The organism is Phormidesmis sp. 146-20 (assembly GCF_052939475.1).
This window is the reverse complement of the sequence record NZ_JBJPHT010000008.1, coordinates 107,138-122,221: the sequence shown is the minus strand read 5'-3', so window position 1 is coordinate 122,221 and position 15,084 is coordinate 107,138. Positions and strand designations below refer to the sequence as shown.

The following is a 15,084-nucleotide window of genomic DNA, read 5'->3' as shown; positions in this document are numbered from 1 at the left end:
AATCATTAACACTTATTTTTGTTCATGCCAAAACTGCGATCGCACTTTGTTTGTACCCAATGTGGGGCAGACTCTCCTCAATATTTTGGTCGGTGTCCTTCTTGTAGTACGTGGAATACGCTGGAAGAGCAGGTGGTTCGATCGACGCAGACGGCCGCCATTGGGCAGACCCGCACCTCTGGAAAAAGCCGTTCTAGCCGCAGTGCGCCCGTTGCGGTTTCTTCTCAAACCCTGACTCAGATTGAAGACCATCCTCAGTCTCGGCTAACTTCGGGGTATGTGGAACTCGATCGCGTCCTCGGTGGCGGCATTGTTCCTGGCTCCCTGGTGCTAATCGGCGGCGACCCTGGAATCGGTAAGTCAACGCTTTTACTCCAAACCGCAAATCGACTCGCCACAAGGTATCGAACGCTCTATGTCTGCGCCGAGGAGTCGGGACAGCAGGTGAAACTCAGAGCGCAACGGCTAGGAATCGGCAAAGACGACCGATCGCTGCTTCCCCAAGATGAACCCTCCGCACCCGATGCAGATTTGTATCTGTTGCCTGAGACCGATCTCGACACCATTTTAATGGAATTGGAGTCGCTAAAGCCCGCCGTGGCCGTGATTGACAGTATTCAAGCGCTCTTTTACAGTACGTTGACTTCGGCTCCGGGGTCAGTTTCTCAGGTGCGCGAATGTACGTCGGTGCTCATGCAGGTGGCCAAACGCCAGAACATCACGCTGTTTATCGTCGGTCATGTGACCAAAGAAGGCGCGATCGCCGGCCCTAAAGTTCTAGAACACCTCGTCGATACCGTTTTGTATTTTGAGGGCGATCGCTTTGCCAGTCATCGTCTCCTACGCTCTGTGAAAAATCGCTTTGGAGCGACTCATGAGATTGGCGTGTTTGAAATGGTCGATCAGGGGCTGCAAGAAGTTCTCAATCCCTCAGAGCTTTTCTTGGGCAACCGAGATGAAGCCTCTACCGGAACCGCGACGATCGTGGCCTGCGAAGGCACCCGTCCCATTGTCGTAGAACTGCAAGCGTTGGTGAGTGCGACTAGCTACAGTTCTCCTCGGCGATCGACCACGGGCATCGAGTACAACCGTCTCCTTCAAATTTTGGCGGTTCTTGAAAAGCGGGTGGGAATTCCCTTATCAAAGCTGGATGCTTATGTCGCGTCTTCGGGCGGGCTAAATGTGGGAGAACCTGCGGCAGATTTAGGGGTAGCGGTAGCAGTAGCAGCTAGTTTTCGCGATCGCTCCGTTGATCCGCAAACCGTCATTATTGGCGAAGTGGGATTGGGCGGACAGGTACGATCGGTTTCTCAAATGGAACTCAGACTCAAGGAAGCGGCAAAACTGGGATTCAAACGAGCGATCGTGCCCAAGGGCACTTATGGTGATGTGGGAATAGAGGTGATTCCGGTTTCGCGAGTCGTTGATGCGATGGCAGTTGCACTGGCGGGCCGTCCCAAACAAACGGATACGCCGGAGGAAGAGGAGTGATTTTGGTCGGTTCTAAATTTGTCTATCCTAACTTGATGTCAATTCGATGAAATGTTTCGCGGCAAGGGACAATCTGGAGATTGAACTTAGCTCAACGGTTGGTCAGAATCAGTCAGTCGTTGAACGCATAATCGCACGATCGACAACACCAAAATCATCAAAAACATCACCAGTCCGATCGTGCAGGCGTAGCTAATTTCTAGATTCTGGAAGGCCTGTTCATAGACGTAATAGACGATCGTTTTAGAACTATTGAGCGGGCCGCCCTGGGTCATGATGTAGATTTCTTCAAAAACCTTGGTCGCAGAAATCGCTGAAATAACGGCAACCAACAACAGGTAAGGCTGCATTAAAGGAACGGTGATATCCCAATGTTTGCCAATGCCATCAGAGCCATCGATCGCCGCCGCTTCATACAGATCTTCTGGAATTGCTTGCAGCCCAGCCAGATAAATCACCATGTAATAGCCCAACCCTTTCCAGATGGTGACGACCATGACGCTAAAAATCGACCAACTCGGACTCGTCAACCAGGGAATCCCGTCAGAAATCCCTAACAGTTTGAGCAGTTGATTGAGTAATCCATTGTCCGCGTAGAGCCACTTCCAGGCAATGCCCGCAACCACCATTGAGATAATCACAGGCGTATAGTAAGCCACCCGAAACCAGCGAATTCCTCGAAGTTTTTGATTGACCAAAATCGCCAACCCCAGCGGAAAAGTGACCAGAATGGGAACCACTCCGACCAGATAAATCAGCGTATTTCTCAAGGTCTGCCAAAAAATCTGATCCGCCCACAGACGTTTGAGATTCGTCAGTCCCGTCCATTGGGCAGGCGTGAGCAAGTCATAGCGAGTAAAGCTAAAATAAAACGCTTGCAGCGCTGGATAAAAAACCGTCAGCCCCAAAATCACCAACGCGGGAAGCAAAAACAAATAGGGAGTTAGCTGCTGCGGAAACTGCCAGTCTTTGAACAACGACTTGTGCATGAACGATCGAGCAAAATAGGTCAGCTTGAGGATTGTAATCCCAATTCTTTATGAGATTTGCGTCGATTAGATCCCTTTGTCCTGCTTAAAAAAGACACTTTACGTTCTCTCTTTTTAAGGAAATTAGAGAGGATCAAAAATGATGACGCGCTGCGAAGAATGGATGTAAACTCAAACCTTACTCAAAATCTTCGGCATCCATCCGTTTGATGACTCGACGAGGGGGCAACACCTGCGATCGCCGTCTCACCGCACCCGCCGGAAGATAGTTAGGGTTGTCGTCATGAATCACTTCGATCGTGCGAGACGGTCGTTGACGCGCAAGCAGCACAAATAGCCCTACCAGCGCGATTCCGCCCCCAAAGGCTAAAATCATTCCACCCAACGCCCAAAGCACACCCGTCATGAGGTTGGGTGACTCTAGCGGATTAACCTGTCCCTGGGGACTGCGGGTTGCGATCGCCGGGGGCATATTTTTGTTTTGGACATTGAGCGTTTCGATCAAGGCCTGCTGACTCTGAATTTGCGCCTTGAGTTGCTCGGTTTGCACGCGCTGCTGCTCTAGCTGGGCCTTGATCTGGTCAGTTTCGGCCCGCTGTTTTTCTAAATCGTAAGTGGTAGGGAGTTGAGTGACCCCAGGAGGCATCGTCCCGACTGGAGGCATTGTCGCAGTGGGCAATGGTTGAAGCGTCGGCATGGGCATCGTCCCGATCGGAGAAGTAGCGCTGACCCCTCCTCTCAAGAGAATGACGGCTGCCAGCCCTGCTAATGCGGCTCCTCCTAAAAATGAAGTTGTATCACTCATCCCCTACCACCTTAAATTTCTGGATTAGTTTCAATCGATCGCAGCTTGCTTTTCAAACTTGTTTAAACGAGTGACGCAATCCAGGTAAACTCCGTATCCTTTTGCTTAACCTGATGGGGCTGAAATTTGAAATCTATGCCCTTTAAAGACATGGCTTCCCATTAGCCCACTCAAGTTTAGCGGGATTTTGCAAAAGTATCACAAATAATTTGCCGATTCAAACCCACTTTTTTGAAAACTTTTTTGGAGATGGTTCAAAAGTTTGTTCAACGCCATCTCAATTGCCTTTCACTATTCAGTTTTTCATTGCGACAGGAGCTTTACCCCCCACCGATGGCTTCTAAAGGTTGGAATTAATTTTCTAGCTCCCCGCCTGACTGAGGAGAGGTTAGGGGAGGTCGAAGATCGATCGCAATGCCAGATTAATTGAATATTACTCAGGCGATCGTAGTTGGCAGAGAAGCAATCCAAACCATTGATTGGGATCTGTCCAAACGTGTAGCAGGTTGAGCATTTTTGATTGAAGTTGTTGTTGAAGGTTGGTCAGATCAAACTTGCGCGAAATCTCACTTAAGATTGTCTCGCCTTGGGCAAAGTGAACCGTCAAATCTAAGGCGTTTAAGTGAACCGTCTGCGATGTTAAACTCCGCAAGTGCATTTCAATCTGGTGTTGAGTGTCGTTGTAATGAGCAACATGCTCAAACTGAGTCAGGTCAAAGTCTCCGTCAAAGCGGCGATTGAGATGGCGCAGCATGTTGAGATTAAAGTCGGCGGTGATGCCCTGGTGATCGTTGTAAGCGGCTTCTAACTGAGTTTTTGATTTCTGAAGGTCGATGCCGAGTAAAAAATATTCACCTGGCTGGAGCGCGTCGGTGACTTGCTGCAAAAATTCCTCACAGGCTTGGGGGCTGAGATTGCCCAACGTGCTGCCGATAAAGCAGATCATCCGTTTGGGAAGGTGAGTCGCTGAGAGTTTTTGCAGGGCCAGTTCATAGGTGCCGACGAGTCCCTGAACCTGGAGCGTGGGATAGTCGATCAGCAATTCTTGGGCGCTACTTTCGAGAATGCCTGCACTGATGTCGATCGGGCGATAGCACAAAGGATAGTCAGCCTGCTGATAAGCGTCTAATAAAATGCGCGTTTTGGTCGAGTTGCCACTGCCCAATTCAACTATTTCGCAAGCACCTGTGAGGTGGGCAATCTGATTGGCGCAGTCTTGCAAAATCGCCGTCTCAGTGCGGGTTAGATAATATTCTGGCAAATCGCAAATCTGCTCAAATAGCTGAGAGCCAAGATCGTCATAAAAATAGCGCGGCGGCAAAGATTTGGGGATCTGGCTCAATCCACTCACCACGTCACTTCCGGGATGAAGTTCGTCTTCTGAGGGCTGAGTCTGGCTGACCAAATGATCGATCTTGAGGCGATCGACGACATTGAGACGATCGAAAACATCCCGACCTGCAAACTGAGTTGACATGCGTCCTCCGTTGATTTTCACCATGCTTGTCTGATTTGTTGAACTTGAGCCTGTGAGCGGCTTTTAAAGTCCCCGTCCAAAGTCCCTTGTCTAGCGTGAGGCGCGATCGTATTTTGGTCAACTACATATCAGACAGAATTTCAGACAGAATTTCATGACGAGAGCGCTGAAGGTCTACGGTTCGGTATCGCGGACGGCTCGAAATCCAGCAAAAATTTCTCTCACATGGGGGTAATACCAGTTGCGAAAGGACGATCGGAGTGCCCAGGGATAGGTCGCCCAACTGCCACCTTTGAGGACGCGATGTTGACCGTCAAAATAGGCTTGAGAATAAGCAGGATAAGGATAACTCTCAAATCCTGGGTAACCGTCAAACCAGGAAGCTGTCCATTCCCAGACGTTGCCCAACAGATCGTGACAGCCTGCGTGACTTTGACCTTTGGGATGAGACCGAACGGGCGACGTTCCCACCATCTGAGCGTGATGACATCGCGTTGGGTCAGGTGGCTCGTTGCCCCAGGGATAGGTTTTTGAGAGACCTGCACGACGTTGCTCTCCAAAATTCCAGCTTGCGGCTTTTTCCCATTCGGCTTCGGTTGGCAAGCGCTTGCCTACAAATCGAGTGTATGCGTCTGCTTCAAACCAATTCACACCGCAAACGGGATGGTCGTCGTAAGTTGGATCATTTCGCCAATAAAGCGGCTCAGTCATAGAGGTTTTTTGCAGCCATTGCCAACCCGCGTCTGACCACCACTTTGCATTCTGATAGCCCCCTGACTGCATGAACGATCGATACGCGCCACAAGTCACCGGAAACTGATCGATCCAGTAAGTGTCTAAATAAACCTGTTGAGTCGGCCGTTCATTATCCATTGCTGCGATCGCTTCACTCCCCTGCTCAAAATAGCCTGCTGGAATGCAGATCATTGGAGCATTTTGATTTGAGAAGTTTATAAAATCTGTTTTATTTGCATCTGTTTTATTTACATTTGTTTTATTTACATCTAGTTGCTGGTTTCTTTCCTGTAGTTTTAGAACGATCGCAACGGTTTCGGCATGTTGGCTTTCGTGTTGAAGTAACCATTTCCACAGGCGTTCTTCAGTTTCTAGCGGTGCCGTTTCTAAGTAGTCAAAAACCTGCGATCGTACCGCTTCCAAATAGTGCAAAACTTCACCAAGGGGAGGCAAATGGACGCGGTCGCCCTTGGGCAAGCCACCCTGAGCAAACAAGCGATGATATTCAGGAAAGATGGGCGGCTGACCTGCACAGCGCTGTAAAAGCCACAGAGCCTCAGTGTAAGCAATGTGACCCAAATGCCATCCGATCGGACTGAAATCAGCATGAGCTTGACGACAGAATGTTTCGTAATCCAGATTCTCAAACAGAGATAGGGTGAGCGATCGACAGTCCTGCATCCAGAATTTGAGACGGACTTTAGAGGGGGCAAATTTCGGGGTCGTGGTCATGTTTTAGAATTGCAACGCAGCGATCTGGCAAGGGGTGCCAGTTTCCTGGAAAAATCGGCTCAGAGGCCACCATCACCGACTGAGGAAAGCTGGGATGATCGCGCAGCCAATAAAGGGTCGGAACTTTGAGGCGATCGGCATAGCGAGAGACCACCAATTGCTGACCATCACTAACCATTAGATTGGCAGAAAACGGCGTTTCTTGTTTGTCAGCGAGTTGAGCCACGAGTTTGATCGTTTGATTGAGGGCTTGGGCCAAACTATCGGTCGTTTGTAGCTCGTCAATCAGCAGCGCAAACAAGTGTTCTGAATCGGTATTACCTTTGATCAATTGATAAGCTAGATCACTGAGACGATCGCGAATCGGTCGATACAAAGTCTGCCGAAAGTTTTTAATAAAGCCATTGTGCATGGCCAAGATGAGAGAATGCTGAAAAGGCTGACAATTGCTCAAATCAACGGCCAGTCCAGCGGTGGCGCTCCGCACGTTTGCCAAAATACAGCCCGATTCGATATAGCGACTCAAACTGGGCAAGTTGATATCATTCCAGATCGGCAGAATGTTTTTGTAGAGAAACGGCTCTGTGTCGCGTTGAGGATGATACCAACCCAAACCATAGCCATCGGCATTCATCGTTCCTGCGGTCATTTCGCGAGGTTGATAGCTCTGGACGATGAGAGAATGTTCGGGTTGAGTGAGTAAGCGATCGAGTTGGACGGGCGAACCAAGATAACCAAACAGGCGACACATAAGACTTTAGAAGATTTCACTTTTTGCATCTTGACACAATCGCCTTAGAGTTGGCTGAATGTCTGTCGATCGGATGATTTTAGAGAGCCGCAGACCACCAGGTTGACGTGAATGCGATGAGTTTTTCCGCTTCGTTGTCTAGCCCTTTAGCCCCTCATTCTGCGGAACTTTCAGAGAAGGAGTTATTGACGGCTCTCTAAACTTCTTTCTAAACTTCTTTCTAAACTTCTATAGTTGAATGGTCTTTTTGTCGTGCAATTCCTCCAGATGTATTAATGAACTGTCGCCGATCACGATATTGAACTTCACTAAAGAACGTTGGGCTTGATATCCTGGCAAGACGCGAATGATTTGATATTCAGTCGTCAAATCACTAGTGCCATCCCATTTGAGAATGGCTAGTTTCGTCGAGGCAACCTCGCTGAGTTGTTCAACAAATTCGTCAACGAAGTCAATTACATCGGGAAGAATGCCAGAAGACATAAAAATCAGTCGCTCTTGCAAATCCAATGTGACCATGACTCGATAGCGTCTAACGGATGAGCATTGCAACTCAAAGCTAAACGAAACCGAGTCAGGAAGATGTTTCCTAACTGCCATATTGTTATCCTCTCTATTTAATGCAAAGAGGATGGGGAACTACAAAGCAGTTGCTCAGAGGTTCCCCAAAGATATGAAGTGTATGCAGGATCTTGATTCCAACCTTTCAAGATCCCATCGCAAAGCAGACGTAGTACAATCATGAACGCCTCCGAAGTTAGTACCGATAACTTAGGTGGAAGTCCTCGGAGATCGGATCTGGTAAATCTGGTTTCCGGGGCGTGATATCCACCTGCGGAATATTCTACAAGAGTTCTTCGTTTTTTGGAATCCTGAATTTTTGAGAGAGGAACGATCGGCTATGCTTGAAGGATAGCAACTAGCGAGGAGTTTCCTGATGCCTCAAGCTCTAAAAGCAACTTATCATAATGGTGCATTCATTCTTCAAACAGACTTTGAGTTACCTGAAGGCACTGAAGTTGAGTTGTTGATTCAAGCCCCTCAAGTTATTTCGCCCTCTATTTCTGATATAGAAACTAAACAACAGCTTCTCAAAACCCTCATTGAGCGAATGCAGCAAAATCCAATTCCACTTGATGCTCCTCGGTTTACACGAGAAATGCTGCATGAACGCCGTTCATACCAATATTTTGATCTACGTCAATGATCCTCGTGATCCCGTCAAGCAGAGCATTGCAGCATCTCTCATATCTGATTTAGCACAAGTTCGACGAGTTTTTCCGTTTCGTTAATCAGCCCTTACGCCCCCCAACCCCCCAATTCTGGGGGACTTTGAACGGAAGATTAGCTTTAAGTTCTCAGATCCGCAAGCGATCGTACTATCTATGTGTTGATTGAAGAACTTTGAGGAATTATTTATAACTCCAGGCAGCGATCGCTAGACAAGCCCACCCAACCATAAACGCCAGTCCGCCTAAAGGAGCCACTGCGCCCAAAATCTTGATGCCAGTGAAACTCAGGGCGTAGAGACTGCCACAAAATAGAAAAATTCCAATGAGAAAGGCTGACCCCGTAACGGTTAGAAGGGTTTGATCCGTTTCAGCGCGACTCATTAGCACCGCAACCAGCAGTAAGGCCAAAGCGTGATACATCTGATAGCGGGCCCCTGTTTCAAAAATTTCGAGAGAGCGATCGCTCAATTTCTCCTTTAACGCATGGGCACCAAACGCACCGAAGGCAACCGAGAGTCCGGCTAGAATGGGAGCGATCGTCAGAAAAATTCGCGTCATCATAAGATTCTAAATCTGTGCAAAAGGGTCGCTGTCTCTAGTTTAAAGTCTTCTATCTCAACACGACTAAAACCTTTGCGCCTGCTGCTTCTAGCTTGCCTCGCATCTGGTCGGCCGTCTCCTTATTGACGTTTTGAGCGATCGTCCAGGGACGATTTCTTTTCACATAAGTTTTGACTTCTATCCAGTCTCGTCCCGTCAATTCGTGAATTGCTTGAATTACATTGCGACGATTGCTATCTGCAACATATTCAACAATGACATCATAGGTTTCTGACGATTGGCTATAACTCAAAGCAGGCTGACCAAAATCGCCATCAAAGTAGTAAGAAAGTTTGCCCTCTTCACTAATGTTGTAGGAAGCGTTGAATTCTTTGGCACGATCGTCTAAGTAGGCTTTTGCCTCAGAGCCGCTCAACTTAGACTCCATCGAAAAGCGCAGCGCATTAATGTGCCCGTTGCCTTCTTTGAGCAGTTGATAGAAAAGCGCTTGAAGTCGATCGCGTTCTGCTTGCTTACTGCCTCGCTGGTTACTAAATATCAGCCAACTACCTAGCGCAAGCGGCGGTAGCCCCAGTATGATCAATGTCCCAAAAGCGCCTTTTTTAGTTTCGGAAGGTGTTTTTTGATCCAACAAAGGAATGGCCATTAGAAGGCTAATCGGAAGCCCAATGCCTAGTAGAATGCCTGCTGCGATCGTTTTAGCGCGCCCCATATCAACGACTCATGAGTTTCACTGCAATCTTAGCCGTTGAGGACTATCAAAGTGCAAGGCCGTGCTAATTCGGGCGTTGCTGAATCGGGTATGAATTCCTAAATCTGCCCTTGCTAACCCTCTCCCAAAAGGAGATAGGACAGGATTTCTCGCTCCTTTCTCCTTGGGGAGACGGGTTGGGGATGAGGGCAAATCATCTCGCTATTCAGCAACGCTGTTCATCAAACTGGCATTAATCCAATGTTCTGACGGTCAAAACCTGTGGCGGCGTGGCATCTGGGGGATAGATCACATCAAACTCGACCAGACGGCGTTCTCCCGGTTTCAGATTTAGAGTGACTAGCGGATCGCCCTGCTGACCACGACGCAACACTAAATGCACAGAGCGAGTTTGAGGCAACCCAGCATCGTCTTTATAGCGAATTCTCACGGTGCCGCGAAAGAAGACCGATCGCGCTGGCGGCTCAAAAAATCGCAGTCCCTGCTGAGTATCTTCTCGCTTTAAAGGATTCTCTACAGCCAGCGTTACGGTTTGGTTTTGGTTGGTGGGATTGTACAACGGCATGGCTAAATCGTACTCAATCCCATAGTTGCCATGTGCCTCATAAGCCGTATCAGGATAGCGTTTGATGACTTTGGCATTCTGATTTTGCCCCGTTCCCATTGTCCCTCGATACAGCAAACTAAATCCGTAGGAAAAAGCCTGACCCGGATTGGGAATATTCAAGCGATCGCTGCCTTGATCTACGACCTGACTAATCCACTGAGACCCGACAGCGACTCCCGCAACTCGCCCATAAGCAAAGGCATTTTTGGTTGCCGAAAGCGGTGTCGGAGGCTTATCACGAGGAGTCACCAAATCGCCCGTATCCAGCAGAGTTTGCCATTCTTCTAGAGTGGGAGCGCGTTCGTTACCGCTGGCATCCGTTTTAGCAAACATTCCCAGACTAGCCAGATAGACCTTACCCGAACTGTGAAGGCGCATCAGTGTCGATCGTCCATTTAGCGGCGGAGTCAACGGCTTAACCGGAATCGGCAAATTCAAAATCATCCGGCTCTCCCCTGGCGGAATCACCAACTGAGGCGGAAATTCTGCTTGCCGTCGTCCCCGCATCACTTCATTGACTGCTCGACTGCCAGGGCCCGCAAACACCTTTCCGATCGGGTTATCCACAAAAGAAGGAATATCTAAGAACGGCGCATCCGGTTGACTCAGATAGCTTGCAGCTTGCAGCGTATCCACTGTCACAGGCACTTGGCCCGGATTATGCACAATGATTCCCAGGTACAACGTTCTCAAATCTTCGGGAGTCAGCGCCTTGGCAATGTGATGAGCAAAAATGTCAAAGCGACCTTCAAAGGTTTGGTCAAGATGAGCGGCAGGCACTCGTTTGGCGATCGCAGGAAAGGTCGAAAGCAAAATACCGTCTTGTTGAACCACTTCGGGACTGTTGCTATTGAAGACCAAAACCGAGTCAAGCTGTCCGGGTAGCGCGCGAACTTCTTGAGGTTTGATAATCTCTTTGGGGGGCAGGTTGGGGGTGGCTTGTGCGAGCAAAATCGGCAAAAATGACAACATTATTCAGCGTGAAAGCATCAAGTAGTGAGGGGATTTTACCATACAGATTATCATTAGCAATTTAGAAGGTTATTCGCTGCGATCGCGCTATTTAAGAAGAAATTTCCCGGCATTCAGGCGATCGACGATCATCAAAAAATCTTCTACGATCGTTCTAAAATTTCGCTCGTTCAACACAGGAACATGCACAAAGATACACTGACATTTGAAATCTCGATTCTGTAAGTATTTGAGAACTGAATAATAAAGATGATTACAAACAAAGTTTCCAGCGTCGTGACTGATCTGAGTAGCGATCGTTCCCTCAGTCAGGTGGTTTAAGTCGATTTTAGTCTCAAGAATTTCAGTCTGAGATTTACCGTTTGACTCTACAGTTAAGTTGTCTCGATTTTCGGCCATGCCGCAGCAAATCAGAATTTCTGGCTTCAGCAGATCAATCATTGAAATCACTTGACGGGGCGCTAACTCAAAATCAACGGTTACTTTTCTTAGAAGATAAGGGCTGGAATTAGAAAGATAGCAAGCAGCGACCCCTTGAGGGTAACTCGAAGAGATCGCCCTCAACAAATCATCTGAAGAATTAGAAACATGATGCGCTTTCCAGGTGGCAAAAGAGGTAGCGAGAATTTTACAGTTCATAAGTTAATTCAGAGGCGATGGGCAACCTTAAATTCATGTTCTACCCTTTTAGAAGAGAACTAAAACTTTTATTTTCTCCTCTTTTTAAGGAAGGTTAATACCAGATTGATTTTTGAACGCTACAGATCTTGCAGCCCCCTAAATCCCCCAGAATGGGGGATTTAGGGGGCGAAGGATCTGTAGCATTAACAAATTGATTCGGTATAAGGGATCAAAAGACGTGCAGCTTCACGAACAACTGGTATTAGCAAAGGGTATTAGCAAAAACAAAGCGTTTAGAAATCATTCACAACTTTTTTGTAAGGCATTCGATCGCCGCAGTTCCGCCAAATTTGCATTCCCTGTGCAGAACAGCACCGTCGTAATTTCTGCGGTCAAAATTTCTACTAACTGATGCAGCGCCTCTTCTGAATCATTGGCCGCTTTGAGAAAAGGCAGCGCTAACCCGGCTAAATCTGCCCCCAGCGCGATCGCTTTAGCAATCTCCAATCCGTTTCTCAAGCCACCCGACGCAATCAGAGGAATCTCAGACGCACACGACCGCACCGCCGTAATGCACTCAGCCGTCGGAATCCCCCAATCTGCAAAAACTCTGCCCAATCTGCGCTGTTTGGCATCTTCTGCCCGTTCACTCTCGACCTTTGCCCAAGAAGTGCCGCCTGCTCCCGCCACGTCGATCGCGTCCACGCCGACCTCGATCAGTTTCTGTGCCATCTGAGCCGATATACCGTTGCCGACTTCCTTGACGATTACAGGAACGGGCAGCTTCTCGCACAAACCGCCAATCTTATCCAACAACCCTCGAAAATTGGTATCGCCTCTCGTTTGCACCGCTTCTTGAAGAGGATTGAGATGCAAAATCAGCGCGTCAGCTTCGAGCAAATCGACCACGCGCAAACATTCCTCAATCCCATAGCGATAGTTGAGTTGCACCGCGCCCAAATTGGCAAACAGCAGAGCATCCGGCGCGATCGCTCTAATCGCAAACGTGTCTTCTACTTGAGGATTTTCGACCGCGACTCGCTGCGACCCAACCCCCATCGCCAGTCGGTAATGTTGAGCGATCGCCGCCAATCGATAATTAATCGTTTTTGCTAAATCCGTTCCGCCCGTCATCGAAGAAATCAGAATCGGGGCACTCAGTGTTTTATGTAAAAAGGGCGTGGTTAAATCAATCTCAGCGCGATCGAGGTCTGGTAAACAACAGTGCGTGAACCGATAATTCTCCAGTCCATTGGTCGTTTCCTGACACTGCACATCTTCTTCCAGGCAAATACGAAGATGATCGGCTTTACGATTTTGGGTTTCAGACATAAGGGGTGAGGGATGAATCACTAAGTTTGAACGGGCAGCGCTGACACAGACAATCCTCTCAATTTTCTACGATTCCGTCTCTCTTCCACACCTCACACCTTATACCAAATTCACTAGTTACTGATACAGATCCTCGCCCCCTAAATCCCCCATTTTGGGGGACTTTGAAACGGCTTCCCTGATAGGTTTTTTCAAATTTGAGAGATAGAAATCGGTTAATTAACTGATTTTTATGAGTATCATTTGTTGGTTGATTTGGTATTACACCTCACCCACTCAAAAGGATAGAAGGGCATTGAAGGGCATTCTCAAACGATCTAAAATTCCACATCCCATCCAGATGAGGTCTACAGGATCTTTTATTCGTCAGAATAGGCTCAGGCGAGATTTGAACTTGCGACCTTGGGCTTATGAGTCCCCAGGTAAAGCTAGATAGGATAAGGGTTTCAGTTGTTGTTAAATTTTATTACGTTTCCATCCCCTTGCGGGGAATAGGCTGTGAAACAAACTTTGATTCGATTCAAACCACAGTTTTTTTTCGGGTGTTTCCATCCCCTTGCGGGGAATAGGCTGTGAAACCCATCCTCATGTTTTTAATGCAACAAGGGTTCCTGTACAGTTTCCATCCCCTTGCGGGGAATAGGCTGTGAAACATCACGGACTGCGCTAAATATCTTTGGGGATTGCAACAAGGTTTCCATCCCCTTGCGGGGAATAGGCTGTGAAACTCCTTGAGCATCGCTCATGACCCAAAATGTTTAATGTGGTTTCCATCCCCTTGCGGGGAATAGGCTGTGAAACCTCAAGCCAGTGGCTGGAAAAAGTGCAGTGCGCGGGTTGTTTCCATCCCCTTGCGGGGAATAGGCTGTGAAACTCAAATTCCGAGGATTTTTATGGAATATGAGGATTGGCGTTTCCATCCCCTTGCGGGGAATAGGCTGTGAAACTTTCACCAACGTGCACGGTGTATCTTTTGATTGGATTGGTTTTCATCCCCTTGCGGGGAATAGGCTGTGAAACCCTTCGCTCAGGAAGCCAAGCCCTGAAGAGATCCTAGAAACCAAATCGACGCAGGTCATTTTAAGTGTCAATAAACTCCAATTTATTGTCAACAAGGCAGAGGCCAAGCTACCTGAAACCCTTACCCAGACAGGCATCGACGCAGGTCAACGAGATTATGCGGCTTTCAAGGTTCAGCAGGGGGTGGGACAACCACACCAAAGATAATAAATTACTTAGAAAGAAAGATCAACCCAGTTCGCGACAAAACTCTCTAACCTTAAGAAATTCTTCAAAAAATCATCAGAGAATATACACCGATGGAGGAGGTTCTGGTGGAGAACTTCCCAGCGTAATTGTCCGACCCATCGCATCCGATGAGATCCAGTAAAACCTCACGTTATCTTCCTCTAACTTGATTTTCTTCCGAACCTGTTCAGCCATTTTCTGCATCTGATCAAGCGTCAAAAAACACTCAAAAACAGAATACTGAACCCTTCTGCCATACCCCTCCAAAAAGTTCGCCAGCTTTGTGCGCCTCTTATCATTCGGAATGTCATAAACCACCACAACCAACATCGCCTTTGCCTCACGTCGATCGTAGAAACGGCTCATAGGGCACAGAATTCAGTAAACAACGCTTATACCTCTGAATCTGCAACTGAATCACCCGCCGATAAGAAACCTTGTCCCCCAATCCTGGATAAGCGATCGACTCAGAAATACGCTCCTCAAAATACTTCAGAAAAACTCGCCGCCCCGCATCCTCTAAATAAATTCCACCCTCCTGATTCGCCCACTTAAAGTCAGTAGGTTTCAAAATCTGCTTATTGATCAAACTCATCACCAAACTATCCACGATCGGCGATCGAAACTCCTCCATCAAATCAAACGCCAAATGCAGCTCCTTGCGCTCCGATCGATGCAAATTCCCCAAATACGGATTCAACCCCTCCGCCAAAATCAAACTCATCACATTATTGAAAAGCAACGTATACCCAAAACTCAGCAAACTATAGCAATCCTAAATGAGTCATAAATCAGTCCTTTGTCGCTGCGGTTCAAGGC

The 15,084-nt window shown here is 47.9% G+C and carries 15 protein-coding genes and 1 CRISPR repeat array; of the genes, 2 read left to right on the top strand and 13 right to left on the bottom strand.

The window, feature by feature from the left end:
- Nucleotides 1–24 precede the first annotated feature (24 nt).
- Nucleotides 25–1,491 carry a DNA repair protein RadA gene (radA, locus tag ACKFKH_RS09530; RefSeq protein WP_446858104.1) on the top strand — a complete coding sequence of 489 codons (1,467 nt, stop codon included), beginning with the start codon at nucleotides 25–27 and terminating at the stop codon, nucleotides 1,489–1,491.
- A gap of 86 nt (nucleotides 1,492–1,577) precedes the next feature.
- Here the strand turns inward: radA and ACKFKH_RS09525 are convergent, their stop codons facing one another.
- From ACKFKH_RS09525 to ACKFKH_RS09500, 6 genes are all read right to left on the bottom strand, one after another.
- Nucleotides 1,578–2,480, bottom strand: coding sequence for a carbohydrate ABC transporter permease (locus ACKFKH_RS09525; RefSeq protein ID WP_446858037.1), 903 nt, complete (start codon nucleotides 2,478–2,480; stop codon nucleotides 1,578–1,580).
- 178 nt (nucleotides 2,481–2,658) lie between these two features.
- The gene (locus ACKFKH_RS09520) at nucleotides 2,659–3,285 is read right to left on the bottom strand and encodes a hypothetical protein (RefSeq protein WP_446858036.1); all 627 of its coding nucleotides are present in this window, start codon (nucleotides 3,283–3,285) and stop codon (nucleotides 2,659–2,661) included.
- Between the two features lie 433 nt (nucleotides 3,286–3,718).
- Nucleotides 3,719–4,786, bottom strand: a complete 1,068-nt coding sequence (gene egtD, locus ACKFKH_RS09515; RefSeq protein WP_446858035.1) for an L-histidine N(alpha)-methyltransferase — start codon at nucleotides 4,784–4,786, stop codon at nucleotides 3,719–3,721.
- 150 nt (nucleotides 4,787–4,936) lie between these two features.
- A complete protein-coding gene (locus ACKFKH_RS09510; protein WP_446858034.1) occupies nucleotides 4,937–6,229 on the bottom strand; it encodes an SUMF1/EgtB/PvdO family nonheme iron enzyme in 1,293 nt (430 codons plus the stop codon).
- Entirely contained in the window at nucleotides 6,198–6,980 is a 783-nt protein-coding gene (gene egtC, locus ACKFKH_RS09505; protein WP_446858033.1) for an ergothioneine biosynthesis protein EgtC, read from the bottom strand. The genes ACKFKH_RS09510 and egtC overlap by 32 nt, the downstream gene beginning before the upstream one ends.
- A 228-nt stretch (nucleotides 6,981–7,208) precedes the next feature.
- Complete coding sequence (locus tag ACKFKH_RS09500) at nucleotides 7,209–7,580, bottom strand: hypothetical protein (RefSeq protein WP_446858032.1); 372 nt, start codon at nucleotides 7,578–7,580, stop codon at nucleotides 7,209–7,211.
- A gap of 337 nt (nucleotides 7,581–7,917) precedes the next feature.
- On the opposite strand from ACKFKH_RS09500, the gene ACKFKH_RS09495 reads away from it, so the two are divergent.
- Complete coding sequence (locus ACKFKH_RS09495; RefSeq protein WP_446858031.1) at nucleotides 7,918–8,187, top strand: antitoxin family protein; 270 nt, start codon at nucleotides 7,918–7,920, stop codon at nucleotides 8,185–8,187.
- 205 nt (nucleotides 8,188–8,392) lie between these two features.
- On the opposite strand, the gene ACKFKH_RS09490 is transcribed toward ACKFKH_RS09495, so the two are convergent.
- The 7 genes from ACKFKH_RS09490 to cas1 form a co-directional block, all read right to left on the bottom strand.
- Complete coding sequence (locus ACKFKH_RS09490) at nucleotides 8,393–8,770, bottom strand: DUF423 domain-containing protein (protein ID WP_446858030.1); 378 nt, start codon at nucleotides 8,768–8,770, stop codon at nucleotides 8,393–8,395.
- Nucleotides 8,771–8,822: 52 nt separating this feature from the next.
- Entirely contained in the window at nucleotides 8,823–9,485 is a 663-nt protein-coding gene (locus tag ACKFKH_RS09485; protein ID WP_446858029.1) for a ribosomal protein L7/L12, read from the bottom strand.
- A 232-nt stretch (nucleotides 9,486–9,717) separates the two neighbouring features.
- Nucleotides 9,718–11,064, bottom strand: coding sequence for a DUF3370 domain-containing protein (locus tag ACKFKH_RS09480; RefSeq protein WP_446858028.1), 1,347 nt, complete (start codon nucleotides 11,062–11,064; stop codon nucleotides 9,718–9,720).
- An 87-nt stretch (nucleotides 11,065–11,151) separates the two neighbouring features.
- Nucleotides 11,152–11,703: a pyroglutamyl-peptidase I family protein gene (locus tag ACKFKH_RS09475; protein ID WP_446858027.1), complete on the bottom strand. Its 552-nt coding sequence runs from the start codon at nucleotides 11,701–11,703 to the stop codon at nucleotides 11,152–11,154.
- Between the two features lie 282 nt (nucleotides 11,704–11,985).
- On the bottom strand, nucleotides 11,986–13,017 hold the full coding sequence (fni, locus tag ACKFKH_RS09470; RefSeq protein WP_446858026.1) for a type 2 isopentenyl-diphosphate Delta-isomerase: 1,032 nt from the start codon (nucleotides 13,015–13,017) through the stop codon (nucleotides 11,986–11,988).
- 470 nt (nucleotides 13,018–13,487) lie between these two features.
- A CRISPR array of direct repeats spans nucleotides 13,488–14,037; the repeat unit is 35 nt; unit sequence GTTTCCATCCCCTTGCGGGGAATAGGCTGTGAAAC.
- Nucleotides 14,038–14,319: 282 nt separating this feature from the next.
- A complete protein-coding gene (gene cas2, locus ACKFKH_RS09465; protein WP_446858025.1) occupies nucleotides 14,320–14,631 on the bottom strand; it encodes a CRISPR-associated endonuclease Cas2 in 312 nt (103 codons plus the stop codon).
- Nucleotides 14,606–15,028, bottom strand: a complete 423-nt coding sequence (gene cas1 / locus ACKFKH_RS09460) for a CRISPR-associated endonuclease Cas1 (protein ID WP_446858024.1) — start codon at nucleotides 15,026–15,028, stop codon at nucleotides 14,606–14,608. Before cas1 ends, cas2 begins: the two co-directional genes overlap by 26 nt.
- Between the last annotated feature and the right edge of the window lie 56 nt (nucleotides 15,029–15,084).

Excerpts from the sequence above, each read along its gene's own strand:
- cas2 (WP_446858025.1), bottom strand. The coding sequence starts at position 14,631 with ATGAGCCGTTTCTACGATCGACGTGAGGCAAAGGCGATGTTGGTTGTG.
- ACKFKH_RS09525 (WP_446858037.1), bottom strand. The coding sequence starts at position 2,480 with ATGCACAAGTCGTTGTTCAAAGACTGGCAGTTTCCGCAGCAGCTAACT.
- ACKFKH_RS09510 (WP_446858034.1), bottom strand. The coding sequence starts at position 6,229 with ATGACCACGACCCCGAAATTTGCCCCCTCTAAAGTCCGTCTCAAATTC.
- fni (WP_446858026.1), bottom strand. The coding sequence starts at position 13,017 with ATGTCTGAAACCCAAAATCGTAAAGCCGATCATCTTCGTATTTGCCTG.
- ACKFKH_RS09485 (WP_446858029.1), bottom strand. The coding sequence starts at position 9,485 with ATGGGGCGCGCTAAAACGATCGCAGCAGGCATTCTACTAGGCATTGGG.
- egtD (WP_446858035.1), bottom strand. The coding sequence starts at position 4,786 with ATGGTGAAAATCAACGGAGGACGCATGTCAACTCAGTTTGCAGGTCGG.
- ACKFKH_RS09495 (WP_446858031.1), top strand. The coding sequence starts at position 7,918 with ATGCCTCAAGCTCTAAAAGCAACTTATCATAATGGTGCATTCATTCTT.
- ACKFKH_RS09480 (WP_446858028.1), bottom strand. The coding sequence starts at position 11,064 with ATGTTGTCATTTTTGCCGATTTTGCTCGCACAAGCCACCCCCAACCTG.
- radA (WP_446858104.1), top strand. The coding sequence starts at position 25 with ATGCCAAAACTGCGATCGCACTTTGTTTGTACCCAATGTGGGGCAGAC.
- ACKFKH_RS09490 (WP_446858030.1), bottom strand. The coding sequence starts at position 8,770 with ATGACGCGAATTTTTCTGACGATCGCTCCCATTCTAGCCGGACTCTCG.
- ACKFKH_RS09520 (WP_446858036.1), bottom strand. The coding sequence starts at position 3,285 with ATGAGTGATACAACTTCATTTTTAGGAGGAGCCGCATTAGCAGGGCTG.
- ACKFKH_RS09500 (WP_446858032.1), bottom strand. The coding sequence starts at position 7,580 with ATGGCAGTTAGGAAACATCTTCCTGACTCGGTTTCGTTTAGCTTTGAG.
- ACKFKH_RS09475 (WP_446858027.1), bottom strand. The coding sequence starts at position 11,703 with ATGAACTGTAAAATTCTCGCTACCTCTTTTGCCACCTGGAAAGCGCAT.
- egtC (WP_446858033.1), bottom strand. The coding sequence starts at position 6,980 with ATGTGTCGCCTGTTTGGTTATCTTGGTTCGCCCGTCCAACTCGATCGC.